Origin of the sequence: uncultured Barnesiella sp., from assembly GCF_946496565.1 — a bacterium.
Taxonomy (GTDB): domain Bacteria; phylum Bacteroidota; class Bacteroidia; order Bacteroidales; family Barnesiellaceae; genus Barnesiella; species Barnesiella merdigallinarum.
On sequence record NZ_CAMMHD010000001.1, the window covers coordinates 1 to 12,700 of the forward strand.

General features: G+C 55.5%; 8 protein-coding genes. 5 read left to right on the forward strand and 3 right to left on the reverse strand.

The window, feature by feature from the left end; all coding sequences use genetic code 11:
- Positions 1-89 precede the first annotated feature (89 nt).
- Genes aroC through Q1K76_RS00015 form a run of 3 tightly spaced genes read left to right on the forward strand, consistent with a single transcriptional unit; the run spans position 90 to position 3,471 of the window.
- On the forward strand, positions 90-1,163 hold the full coding sequence (gene aroC, locus Q1K76_RS00005) for a chorismate synthase (protein ID WP_289540319.1): 1,074 nt from the start codon (positions 90-92) through the stop codon (positions 1,161-1,163).
- 14 nt (positions 1,164-1,177) lie between these two features.
- Positions 1,178-2,536: a dipeptidase gene (locus Q1K76_RS00010; protein ID WP_300130112.1), complete on the forward strand. Its 1,359-nt coding sequence runs from the start codon at positions 1,178-1,180 to the stop codon at positions 2,534-2,536.
- 2 nt (positions 2,537-2,538) lie between these two features.
- A complete protein-coding gene (locus tag Q1K76_RS00015; protein ID WP_300130114.1) occupies positions 2,539-3,471 on the forward strand; it encodes a TIGR01212 family radical SAM protein in 933 nt (310 codons plus the stop codon).
- A gap of 12 nt (positions 3,472-3,483) precedes the next feature.
- Here the strand turns inward: Q1K76_RS00015 and Q1K76_RS00020 are convergent, their stop codons facing one another.
- Positions 3,484-5,319: a tetratricopeptide repeat protein gene (locus Q1K76_RS00020; protein WP_300130116.1), complete on the reverse strand. Its 1,836-nt coding sequence runs from the start codon at positions 5,317-5,319 to the stop codon at positions 3,484-3,486.
- A 345-nt stretch (positions 5,320-5,664) separates the two neighbouring features.
- Between Q1K76_RS00020 and Q1K76_RS00025 the strand changes: the two genes are divergently transcribed.
- Both Q1K76_RS00025 and Q1K76_RS00030 read left to right on the forward strand, forming a co-directional pair.
- A complete protein-coding gene (locus tag Q1K76_RS00025) occupies positions 5,665-9,363 on the forward strand; it encodes a choice-of-anchor J domain-containing protein (RefSeq protein ID WP_300130118.1) in 3,699 nt (1,232 codons plus the stop codon).
- Between the two features lie 72 nt (positions 9,364-9,435).
- Positions 9,436-11,184: a choice-of-anchor J domain-containing protein gene (locus tag Q1K76_RS00030; RefSeq protein ID WP_300130121.1), complete on the forward strand. Its 1,749-nt coding sequence runs from the start codon at positions 9,436-9,438 to the stop codon at positions 11,182-11,184.
- A 152-nt stretch (positions 11,185-11,336) separates the two neighbouring features.
- Here Q1K76_RS00030 and queF read toward each other — a convergent pair whose 3' ends face one another.
- Together queF and Q1K76_RS00040 are read right to left on the reverse strand one after the other, a co-directional pair.
- On the reverse strand, positions 11,337-11,792 hold the full coding sequence (gene queF / locus Q1K76_RS00035; protein WP_087408240.1) for a preQ(1) synthase: 456 nt from the start codon (positions 11,790-11,792) through the stop codon (positions 11,337-11,339).
- Between the two features lie 9 nt (positions 11,793-11,801).
- Positions 11,802-12,485, reverse strand: coding sequence for a queuosine precursor transporter (locus Q1K76_RS00040; RefSeq protein WP_258326621.1), 684 nt, complete (start codon positions 12,483-12,485; stop codon positions 11,802-11,804).
- Positions 12,486-12,700: the final 215 nt, after the last annotated feature.

Here is a 12,700-nt window from a genome sequence, read left to right on the forward strand (position 1 = left end):
AAATCAATTCTATTACTTCATTCTTCCGTATTCCACTTTTTTGTAGTAACTTTGTTTAGTATATATGTATAACCAGCATAGACGGATAGATGAATACGATAGGAAATCTTTTCACGCTCACCTCGTTCGGCGAGTCGCACGGCCCGGCCATCGGGGGCGTTGTCGACGGTATGCCTGCCGGTATATCAGTCGATATGGATTTTATACAGCATGAGCTCGACCGGCGTCGTCCGGGACAGTCGGCTCTGGTGACTCCCCGCCGGGAGAGCGACCGGGTCGAATTCCTGTCGGGAATCTTCGAGGGCAAGACCACCGGTGCCCCTATCGGGTTTGTGGTGTGGAACGAGAATCAGCACTCCTCCGACTATGACAACATGCGGGAGCTCTTCCGCCCCTCGCATGCCGATTATACCTATACCCGCAAGTATGGGGTGCGCGACCACCGGGGCGGAGGCCGCTCGTCGGCCCGCGAGACGATAGCCCGCTGTGTGGCCGGGGCTCTGGCCAAGTTGGTGCTCAAGCAGTTGGGTATCGAGTTGTGGGCCTATACCTCGCAGGTGGGCGAGCTGTCGCTGTCTGGCGACTATCGCGATTACGACCCGGCCGAGATTGAACGGAATGCCGTGCGTTGCCCCGATGCCGGGATGGCTCGGCAGATGGAGCAGCTGATTGCCGAGGTGAAGTCGCAGGGCGATACCGTGGGCGGAGTCATCACCGGGGTTATCCGTCATGTGCCCGTGGGGCTGGGCGAGCCGGTTTTCAACAAGCTGCACGCTGCTCTGGGCAGTGCCATGCTCAGCATCAATGCCGCCAAGGGGTTTGAGTATGGCATGGGTTTCGCCGGGGCGAAATGCCGGGGTTCGCAGGTGAACGACGTGTTCGAGTCGCACGACGGCCACATCGCCACGCGCACCAATTACTCGGGGGGTATCCAGGGGGGTATCTCCAACGGCGAGGATATTTACTTCAGGGTGGCATTCAAGCCGGTGGCTACCTTGTTGCGCGACATCGAGACGGTCGACGTGCAGGGAAACCCCACGGTGTTGAAGGCCAAGGGGCGTCACGACCCTTGCGTGCTGCCGCGGGCCGTGCCCGTGGTCGAGGCCATGGCGGCCATGGTGATGCTCGATTACTATCTGTTGGCACAAAGTCATAAACTATAAAAAACATAACCGATATGGATACACGAAAGTATATAGCCGATCATCGCGATCGCTTCTTCGACGAGCTGTTTTCGTTGTTGCGCATCCCTTCGATAAGCGCTTTGCCCGAACATAAGGACGACATGCTGCGCTGCGCCGAGCGGTGGCGCGAGTTGCTGCTCGAAGCCGGTGCCGACCGGGCCGAGGTGATGCCTACGTCGGCCTCGCCGGTGGTCTTTGCCGAGAAGTTGGTCGACCCGTCTTATCCCACGGTGCTGGTCTATGCCCACTACGACGTGATGCCCGTCGAGCCGCTGGAGTTGTGGCACACCGAGCCTTTCGAGCCGGTCATCAAGGAGGGGCGCCTGTGGGGCCGTGGTGCCGACGACGACAAGGGGCAGGGCTTCATTCAGCTGAAGGCCTTCGAGATTGCCGTGCGCGAAGGGTTGCTGCGTTGCAACGTGAAGTTCCTGATCGAGGGTGGCGAAGAGATTGGCTCGCCCGGTGTCGAGGAGTTTTGCAAAACGCACCTCGACCTGTTACGGTGCGACGTGATTCTGGTCTCCGACACCAGCATGGTGGGGCTCGAAACGCCGTCGATTACGACGGGGTTGCGCGGTCTGGCCTATTGGGAAATCGAGGTGACCGGTCCCAACCGCGACCTGCATTCGGGTATCTTCGGCGGTACGGTGGCCAACCCCATCAACGAGTTGTGCAAGATGCTGGCCGGGGTGGTCGACGGCAACGGGCGTATCGTTATCCCGCACTTCTACGACGATGTAGAGAATGTCTCGGCCGAGGAGCGGGCCATGCTGGGTGCCGTGCCTTACGACGAGACGAAATACAAGCAGGCTATCGATGTCGAAGAGCTGGCCGGTGAGGTTGGATTCTCTCCGCTGGAGCGTACGGCCATTCGCCCCACGTTCGATATTTGCGGTATCTGGGGCGGCTATACGGGCGAGGGTGCCAAGACGGTGCTCCCCTCGAAAGCCTATGCCAAGGTGTCGTGCCGCCTGGTACCCCACCAGAACCACGAGAAGATTTCGCAGATGTTTATCGACTATATCGAGTCGGTGGCTCCCCGCAGCGTGAAGGTGAAGGTTACTCCCATGCACGGTGGCGAGAGCTATGTATGTCCCATCGACCTGCCGGCCTACAAGGCTGCCGAGCAGGGCTATACGCTGGCTTTCGGCAAACAGCCGCTGGCCGTGCGTCGCGGAGGCAGTATCCCCATTATCGCCACCTTCGAGAAGGTGCTGGGCGTGAAATCGGTCTTGATGGGCTTCGGCCTGGAGTCGGACGCCACCCACTCGCCCAACGAGAACTTCCTCATGGAGATGTACGAGAAGGGTATCGTGGCCGTGACCGAGTTTTATAACCGTTTCGGGCATTGAGGATGATGGAGCGGAAGCGCTATCGCGATTTTGCCGATTTCCTGGGCTCTCGCTTCGACGGCAAGGTGCAGAAAATCTCGTTGCATGCCGGCTTTACCTGCCCCAACCGCGACGGCACTATCGGGGTAGGGGGGTGCACCTATTGCAACAACCAGACTTTCAGCCCCGACTATTGCCATACGGGCAAGAGCATTACCTGCCAGATCGACGAGGGTATCGCCTTTTTTGCCCGTAAATATCCCGATATGCGCTATCTGGCCTATTTCCAGGCCTATACCAATACGTATGGAGAACTTGAGGAGCTGAAACGCAAGTACGAGGAGGCGCTGGCTCACCCCGGTGTGGTGGGCATTATCATCGGTACGCGCCCCGACTGCATGCCCGACGACCTGCTCGCCTATCTGGCCGAGCTGTCGCACCGCACCTTCGTGCTGGTGGAGTATGGGGTGGAGAGTACCTGCGACGAGACCCTGCGACGCATCAACCGCGGACACGACTTTGCCGCCTCGGCCGATGCCATTCGTCGCACTGCGTCTGCCGGGGTGCTTGTGGGTGCCCACCTGATACTGGGATTGCCGGGCGAGACCCGGGCACAGATGCTCGACCATGCCCGCCGCATGTCGCAGTTGCCTCTCGATACCCTCAAGCTGCACCAGCTGCAGCTCATCAGGCACACCCGCATGGCTCGCGAGTATGAGGAGCGGCCGCAGGATTTCCACCTCTATGCGGTCGACGAGTACATAGACCTGGCTATCGACTTTGCCGAACTTCTGTCGCCCCGCATCGCCATCGAGCGGTTTGTGTCGCAGTCGCCTGCCTCGCTGCTCATTGCCCCCAACTGGGGGCTCAAGAACCACGAGTTTACCGCCCGTCTGTTGCGTCGCATGCGCGAACGCGATACCTGGCAGGGACGCCTGTGCGAGGAGGGTGTGTGAATAGCCGCAAGATTAAAACCGGGTCAGGAATTTGACCAGGTCCTCTTTTTCGGAGAGTCCCAGCTTTTTGCGCAACCGGTTTCGGCCCGATTCGATGCTGCGCACCTCCTTGAAGGTGATGGCGGCAATCTCCTTGGTCGAGAGGCCCAGCCTCAGCAGGGCACAGAGGTGCTGGTCGTTGGTGGTCAAGTCGGGGTATTGAGCCGACAGCTTTTGGAAGAACGAGTCTTGTACGTTTTCAAATCGGTAGCGGAACTCCTCCCAGCTGCTTTGGGTGTTGTATTGATTGATTTTCGAGATAATCTCTTTGATGTGTTTCCGTTTTTCGGTCTCCTTGACATTGATTTCGAGTAGGAGTCTCTTCATCTCTTCGTTTAGTTTCTCGATGTAGTTTTCGTTCTGTACCGATTGAATCGAGAGCGAGGTCAGCTCTTTTTTCAGTTGCATCAACTGTTCGTCCTGGATGGCAATCTGCTCTTCCAACTGCTCCTTTTCGCCCTCTTTCTGTTGCAATTCGCTCTTGAACTGTTGGTGAGTCTTTTGTATCGAAGCCTCTTTGTCGGCTCGTTTGTGTGCCAAGTTGGTTCGGTAACGGAGCAGAACGACCACCATCACGGCGATAATGATTCCCAACAGCGTGTAGACGATAATATTTCTTTCTCGCGCCTGCTCGGCCGCCATTGCCTCTTGCCGGTTGCGCTCCTGCCCGGCCAGATACATCTCTTCAATATCGGTAACCTGGTGTCGGTTCTCGATGTCGGACAGGGAATCTTTGATCGATACGGCCCGGGCCAGGTTGCGGTAGGCGTTGGCATATTCGTTTTTCTCGGCATAGATTTTGGCAAACAGGTTCAGCAGGGGAACCAGTTCCTTGTCGTTGTGGCAGAGGTCGGCTTGTTGTTTCGCCTTTTGCAGGGCCTCCAGTGCCGCGTCGGTGCGGTTGAGCTGCAGGTATATTTGAGCCAGCAGCCGGTAGGTATAGATGAGAAAGGGACTTTGCCCCTTTTGAAGCTGGTATTTCTCCACCTCTTGTATGATTTTCAGAGCCAGCAGCGGTTCGTTGCGATTGAGATAGATCGAGGCAATGCTCTGTTGCATGAGCATAATCATGTCTTTGTCCTTCTCGGCATCGAGCTGGTGTATGGCCAGGAAGGCGTATTCCAAGGCCTTGTCGTGATTTTGCTGTTTGGCGTAGGTGATAGCCAGGTTGTTGTAGTTGACAAACAGTTTCTGCTTGTCTTTATGAGCCTCGTTGAGTTGTATCGCCTTGTTGAAAAAGGTATCGGCTTGAGCATACTCTTTTTGATGCTGAAACGTGCTGCCCAGGTTGTTGTAGATGATGGCCGTCATATCGTCCATGCGATACTTTTTGGTCTCTTCGAGGGTGTTGAAGTAGATGTTGATGGCCGGGGTCGACATGCCCAACGACTGATAGGCCGAAGCCTGGATAAGAGCCAGATTGACGATGGCCTTCTCCTTGTCGAGCCCGTCGGAAAAGTTCTCCTGCAGGAAGCGCCGGGCCAGTTTGGTGTATTCGATGGTGGGGTTGTAAAGTCGGCTCTCACTGAGCTTGACCGCCATGTCGTACAGGGTGGCTATCGCAGTCGAGTCGGGGAGCGATGCCGTTTGCAACAGGTGTGTTGTTGAGTCGATATAGGCTTGGTTCTGAGAGGCATGGCTCTTGTCTTTGAGGTTTCCGACTGTATATATTTGTTGGGTCTCTTGGAGAAACTGTTTCAGGTTGGATGAGTAGTTTCGAGCCAGGCAGTAGTTGGAGGCAAGACCTATGAATAGAACTCCGCATAAGATAATTTTCAGGGGAAGAGGTTTTCGATAGGGTTCTTTCATGATCGTAGCACTTTGAATGTGTATGACAAAGATACGAAATATTTATAATTTATTATTTTCATTGCTGTGTGGAAAATGAATTTTTATCGCCCTTGAACTCCAGTATGCTTTTTTATTACGCGCGAATCTATTTTAAATGGATATATAAACAACTGATTATTATATAAATGCAGTATTGTGCCGTAGTGTTTTATCGAATCGAATTTAATTTGCAGTAGTTGGCTGGGGGGATAAAACTTTATGGTTTATCAGTTTTTGTCTTCATTTGTAAAAAGACCGACAGATTGGAGAATTTGTCACACTGATTACCTCTATTTGGTTTTTGTTTATTTAATGGTTGTTTTTATGAAAAAGAGTTTACTGATTGTTTTACTTGTGCTATTGAATGTAAACCTTGGGTTTGCCGAATTGCACGAGACTTTCGATGGTGGAACATTCCCTCCAGAGGGTTGGACAACGACTTGCATACCGAGTACGCTGAACGATTATCCTCGATGGAGTTCGACCGCAGATATCGATCCGTTTGTATTGGGATACACCACCGGCGGCTATGCTGCCTATTCCAGGTCGGGTGGTTTCGGCGAAGGACTGGAGACCGACTCGTGGCTGGTGACCCCTCAAGTCGAAATCAAAGCGGGAGAGTATTTGCACTTCATGTTGGGTGCCAATTGGGCATCCGGTATTGAGTCCGAAGAGCGGGCGTTTGAGGTGCTTGTTTCCCAGTCCGATACGGCAAGAGTCAATTTTACCGATACCCTGATGTGCATCTCGCCGCAGAATTTATTGCCGTGGGGCGCCTATGTGTTCGACCTGTCGAAGTATGCCGGCAAGTCTATCTATGTGGCATTCCATGAAAGAGGTCACGGAGGATACTCTTTTGTTTCCAATTTGACCTATGTAGACGATGTGAACATCGATGGAAATCCGGGTGCCGACATGGCTATCTACGTGGTAGAGGGGTTGGGCACATCCTGCGATACGGAACACCCTGTCCAAGTCGAAGTTGTCAATACCGGTTTGTCGGTCACCTCGTATCGGCTGAACTATCGGGTAGGCGATGGCGACGTGGTTTCGGAGGTAGTGACGGAGCCGTTGCTTTCCGGCGAACATAAAACGTATCTCTTTGCCCTGAAAGCTCTGTGTGTAGAAAATGAGACGAGTGTGATAACGGCTTGGGTCGATGGTGTTTCGAACGACTTGAATGTCGAGAACGATACCCTTTCGACCGAGATTGAGGTGAGACCGTCGATTGAGTACCCGTATGAGATGAATACCGAGAATGCCACGACCGATTTCTCGAGTTCCAGTACACCCTCCATGCGATCGGCCTATTGGGCATACAGTGTCGAGAACGAAGGTTGGGTTTCGGTACCGTATAAAGGCAACACGGCGTTGTTGAGAAGCAACTGTATCTCGCTGCCGGCCGGGAGTGTGCGGGTCGAATTTGAATACATGTCGAGTCTCGACTTTACCATGTCGATCAAGACCGGCTATTTCGTAAAGAAAGAGTATGTCGAGGTGGGTGTATCGGACAAGTTGCCGGCATCGGAAACCGAATTTGCCAAAGCGGCGATTGTCTGCTCGATCGAAGAGGCCGGATTGGTTTCGCTGGCTTTGCAGGCCAACACCGAGGCTCAGGTTGTCGTGAAGAATATCCAGATAAAAGACCCCTACGAAGATATTATCGCCGAGCGCATCACCTCGCCCAAGCTGTCGGCCAAGCTGGTCAACAACCAGGTGACGGTTGCGGCCCGGTTCAAGAATGGCGGCAAGATGGCACAAAGCCATATCCCGGTCTATTTCCAGGTCGACAACGGTGAAATCGTATCGGGCGAGATCGACCAGTTGGCTGCCAACGAAAGCAAGGAGTATGTATTTGAAACTACGTGCGACTGGAGCACCCCGGGCGAGAAGGTGGTGAAAGTGTGGTCGGCCATGGCTGCCGATGGCGACTTGACGAACGATACCGTTTCTACCCGCGTGCAGGTGTATACGGCACGTCCCTTCCCGCACGATATGGGATTCAACGACGACTCGGCCGACGTGATTTACTGGTCGTCGTATAACCCCGACCAGGACGGGGTTTACTGGGAACCCGTGTTGAATGCCACGAAGGGCTTGCCCAAGGAGGGGAGCGGTATAGGCTATATCGACTCTTATGCCGGCATCACGCATAACGACTGGTTCATCAGTCCGGCCATCGCGATGCCTCAGGGGAAAGCCCGCATCTCGTTCTACTACGCAACCATCTATTCGACCGGCGAAAGCTCGCTGCAGGTCTATATGGGCCGCAGCGACGACCCCGACGAGATGACTACGCTCCTGTGCTCTTATCCGCTGGATGTGGCCGGGCAGTATCATTACGGGTATGCCAGTTTCGATATACCCGAGGCCGGCAATTACTATTTCGCCTTCTACAACGAAGGTACGGGCCGCAATGTGATTCTCGACGATGTGCGTATCGATGCCGCCGACGATATAGCCATGACCTCGGTTTCGCTCGACTGCCAGAGCGGGTTCAACTTGAGCGAGGCTGCCGTGACCATGCGCTTCGTCAATGCGGGTGTTTCGCCTCAGGAGAACGTGAAGGTCTCGTATACGGTCAATAACAGCGAGACCTCCGTGTCGGAACTGTTTGCCGGTCCGTTGGCTCCGGGCGACACGGCCACCTATACCTTTACCCAAAAGGCCGATATTTCGGCCAAGGGAAGCTACGTCTTTACCTGCTCGGCGAAGAGTTCGGCCGATACCGACAGCTACAACGATGCTCTGCCGAGTGCTACCTTGCAGAATTGGCCCAATGCTACCCTGCCGTACAAGGAGGATTTCGAAGATACCGCAACCGACCAGTACTGGAGTCTGCATTCGTCTACGTCGGCCACTCTGGTGATTGCCCACTCCCAGTGGGGTTCGGGCTCGGCCTACGATGGCACGGGACTGTTGGGTTGCACCGACCAGATGAGTGCCGATGTCGATGCCTGGGCCCGGTCGCAGTGCATAGAGATTCCGGCCGGCGAATATGAGTTCTCGATGTTCTATCGTACGATGTTGAATCAACCCTCGTCGCCGGATAGCCCTCTGTCTTATGTACAGAGATTCAGAGTCTATTTGACGACCGACCCCGACGACATGTCTCAGGCCACGCTGCTGTATGACAACGACAGCGTAATCGTGAAAGACAAGTATTATGCCAAGCTGCTGGTACCGGTGACGGTGGCTGCCGACGGTAACTATTATATCGTCATCAACTGCTATTCGCCCAAGGGTAACGGTTGCCTCTACCTCGACGATATTGAACTGAAGCCCGCCACGGGGGCCCAGACGACTCTCCCGTACAGCTCGGACTTCCTGACGCACGAAGACGAGTGGTACCACTACAGCCCGGCTTCCAACATCGAGCAGTGGTCGGCCCAGACCGAGGGCGACGAGACCTTCATGGAGTCGATGTATATCTGGTACGACTACGACGTGGAGTCGAACGCGCTGCCGGGTCTGCTGGTGGCTCCCTCGGTGGCCTTGTCGGCCGGCGATTCGGTGAAGGTGACGATGGATTACATGATCATGATCGACGACCCCTCGAGCAACCACGGGCAGAACCTGAAGATCTACATGGCCGACAAAGATACCCCTGACTCCTATACCACGCTGGTGGCTGAGGGCGATGTGATAGACGAACGCAGCGAGGTATCGGGTACGGTTTGCATTCCTCACGACGGCATCTACTACTTTGGTGTGAAGGCCGATTGCCCGCCGGAGTTCTCGGCTACCCTGATGCGCATCTACGCCTTCGATATGGAGCGCACTCATACCGTATCGGGTGTGGAGGATGTGAACAACGATGCAGCCTCGTTCTTCTTCGATGGCGAGCGGCTTCACATCGTGGGCGACTATACGGAGGTGGCGCTCTACGACTGTCGGGGTGTTGCGATGGGTACCTATCGCGACGAGTCGATTATCGATTTGAGCAGCCTCTCGTCCGGAGTCTATATTGTCCGACTGCTTACCGGCAACCGGGTAATTTCGGGAAAGATACTTGTTCCATAATTTCAGATAACTAAGCAAGAGAGGGGTATGCTCTCACAGGCATGCCCCTCTCGTATTTAATTGGATTTTCGCATGAATAAGTTTTGTTTTGCAGGGCTCGCCATGGCGTTGAGCCTGGGAGTTTCGGCACAACCGATGTATGAGTTGCCCCGGATAAACACGTTGCTCCGGGAGCGTCCGTTGGATTCGAAAGTCATCTGTTATTCGACGGCGGGTGCCACCCTGCCGTATACCGAGAATTTCGACACCCCCGATGTGTCGACCGCTTTGCCCGCGGGCTGGAGCGTATCCGACGCGAGTGCTACCGCGGCGTTCACCATACAGGTAAATGCGTTGAGCGGAATTACGGCACACTCGGGCAAGTATTATCTGGTTTCGGGTCCCGACAGTCGCGGGAATGCCCGGGATGCCTGGGCCTTTTCGCCGGCCTTGAGTCTGGAGGCGGGCAAGCCGTATTACATCGCCTTGTATTGTTTTGCCCCCGGTTACCAAGGCGTGGCCGACCAGTTTGAGATTACGGTGGGCTCCGAGGCTTCGGCAGCCGCGCAGACGCAGCGCCTGGTCGACCGCACCGGCGAGCAGGCCGAGATATGTACCGAGTGGACCAAGGTAGAAGGGGTATTTACCCCCGAGACGGCGGGCGAGTATTACTTTGCCATACACCATTGTACCCCGGCCGGGACGCAGGGCAATGCGGTCGGCTTCGATGACTTTACGGTATCGAGTGAACCTCTCGTGGAGTTGCCGTCGGTCGAGGCCTATTATACGGGCGGCCTCTGGTCGTTTACGGCCGACACGGTCTATGTGGGCGATTCGGAGCCGTTGAACTACGGGGCTACCGGGCAGAACGTCGATTCGTACAGCTGGGAGTTCGGTACCGATGCCACTCCCGCGTCGGTACAGGCAGCCTCGGCCTCGGTCGTGTATGTCACCGATGGGGTGAAACAGGGTGTAGTGACAGCCACCAATGAGAACGGGACGGCCAGCGATACGCTGGAGACCGGGGTCGTGCACCTGTCGCCTGCCGTGATGGACTATGTGTGCAACCGTCGGAAATCGGACGAGCTGACGACCTATCAGGTGAGCGAGTATGGTTTCATGCTGGGCTTGAACTCGAATTACACGACGATTGCCGAGAAGTTTACCCTCCCCGACAATGCCCGGGGCGAGGTCGACGAGGTGGTCATCTATACCTACCTCTATGCTCTGGATGCCGCGAACCAGGAGAAGAGTTTGATTTTGAGTATCTATGACGAGGGTCCCGACGGACTGCCGGGCGAAGCTGTCGCTTCGTTCTCGGGGCGCCTGGGCGAACTCTTCGGGAGTGAAAACTCGGTGGGCCAGTTCTGTACGGCATTCTTCCCGGCCGTAGAGGTGACGGGCAGTTTCTTCGTGGTGCTGGAATTCCCCGAGATTACACCCGATGCCGACAATATGCTCGGGTTGGTTTCGACGAAGAGCCGTACCCAAGACGACTGCACGGCTTATGCCAACTATCAGGACCGCTGGTATGCGATGAACAGCCTCTATGGCGGCGCCAATCTGTCGTCGATGATTTCGCCCCGCTATCGGTTTGTAGCGGTTTCGGCGGTTCAGAATGTCGCAAACGACTCGGCCCTCTCGCTGAGTATGACGGGCGAGACACTGTATATACGGGGAACCGTTGCCGGTGACCTCTATCGCGTGTTCGACCTGTCGGGCCGTATGGTGGCCACCGGTGCTACGGATGAGGCCGAAACGGTCGTATCGCTGTCGGGCCTTTCGAGTGGCGTCTATGTGGTTTGTGTTGGCGGTAGGCCTGTGGGGAAGATGGTGAGATAGTATTTTTTGACGACCAGTTGCTGTCCTGGAGAGCAGGAGGACAACCGGTCAAATTTCATAACGTGTGGGCCCTGTCGGAGCTGTAAAGGCAACCGATAGGGCTTACACGTGTATACAGGGTAGGGACTCCCGACCAGGCGGGAGGTCTTGTGTTACTGGTGGTTTTGCAACCGTTGGCGAGCCATCTGCTCATACTCGGTGCCGGGGCGTCCGTAGTTGCAGTAGGGGTAGATGCTGATACCGCCGCGGGGGGTGAAGAAGCCGGTTACCTCGATGTATTTGGGCTCCATGAGGCGGATGAGGTCTTTCATGATGATGTTGACGCAATCTTCGTGAAAGGCTCCGTGGTTGCGGAAACTGAAGAGGTAGAGCTTGAGGCTCTTGCTCTCGACCATACGCTCGCCGGGAATGTAGTCGATCTGTATGGTGGCGAAGTCGGGCTGTCCGGTGATGGGACAGAGGCTGGTAAACTCGGGGCAGTTGAAGCGCACCCAGTAGTCGTTTTCGGGGTGTTTGTTGGTGAAGGTTTCCAACACCTCGGGGGCATAGTCTTGCCGATAGGTAGTCTTATGCCCCAGCAAAGTAAGTTGAGGTTCTTTCGATTCCATAAGATTGAATTATTGTAAATCTTTTATCTTGAAGATGTTGTACGATACCTGACGGTCGTACACGTCGCTGCCGTCGATGCGCTTGACCAGGCGCACCACCCGTACGGTCACGGGCAGGATGATGATTTCGTAGGCGGTCTTGAGGCAGGCCTGGGTGACGATGAGCACGGCCAGCTCCTTGACCGGGACTACCCCGCCGAAGGCGATGGGGAAGAAGAGCAGCGAGTCGGCGCTCTCGCCTACGACGGTCGAGGCGATGGCCCGCAGCGAGAAGTGTTTGCCTCCGCTCGAGATTTTCATCCTGCTCATCACATAGGCGTTGAGGAACGAGCCGGCCAGGAATGCGATGAAGCTGGCCAGCAGGATGCGTGGGGTGGACGAGAAGGTGGCCACGAAGGCATCCTGGCCTTCCCAGAAGGGGGCGGCGGGCAGGACGATGGCCAGCTGGATGAAGATGACCGCCAGCAGATTCATGAGGAAGCCCATCCAGATGATGAGCCGCGCCTTGCGGTAACCCCACACCTCGGCGATGCAGTCGTTGATGATGTAGGAGATGGGGAAGACGATGAGTCCGGCGGTTGCGGTGATGCCTCCGAGCGAAACCATTTTCACCTCGAGCAGGTTGGAGCAGATGAGGCACACACAAAATACGATGCCCATCACGAGAAAGGGCAGAGATACGGTACGGTTCATAGGTCTTGTTTTTTACGTGGTGTTCAAGCACACGGGAGGCGCACGCAGGTCCGCCTCACAGGTTCTGCAAAAATTTCGGCTGCAAAGGTACGACTTTTTTGCACATTCGCAAACCGGTTTGTCGGGAGGGGTAGCGAGGATGTGTTGTCGGTCGGGTGCCCCCCGGATACGACACGAGGGGCGAATCCCGGTGTGAGGCCGCGGTTCACCCCTCG

Coding starts and splice junctions, on each gene's coding strand:
- aroC (WP_289540319.1), top strand. CDS start 90: ATGAATACGATAGGAAATCTTTTCACGCTCACCTCGTTCGGCGAGTCG.
- Q1K76_RS00010 (WP_300130112.1), top strand. CDS start 1,178: ATGGATACACGAAAGTATATAGCCGATCATCGCGATCGCTTCTTCGAC.
- Q1K76_RS00015 (WP_300130114.1), top strand. CDS start 2,539: ATGATGGAGCGGAAGCGCTATCGCGATTTTGCCGATTTCCTGGGCTCT.
- Q1K76_RS00020 (WP_300130116.1), bottom strand. CDS start 5,319: ATGAAAGAACCCTATCGAAAACCTCTTCCCCTGAAAATTATCTTATGC.
- Q1K76_RS00025 (WP_300130118.1), top strand. CDS start 5,665: ATGAAAAAGAGTTTACTGATTGTTTTACTTGTGCTATTGAATGTAAAC.
- Q1K76_RS00030 (WP_300130121.1), top strand. CDS start 9,436: ATGAATAAGTTTTGTTTTGCAGGGCTCGCCATGGCGTTGAGCCTGGGA.
- queF (WP_087408240.1), bottom strand. CDS start 11,792: ATGGAATCGAAAGAACCTCAACTTACTTTGCTGGGGCATAAGACTACC.
- Q1K76_RS00040 (WP_258326621.1), bottom strand. CDS start 12,485: ATGAACCGTACCGTATCTCTGCCCTTTCTCGTGATGGGCATCGTATTT.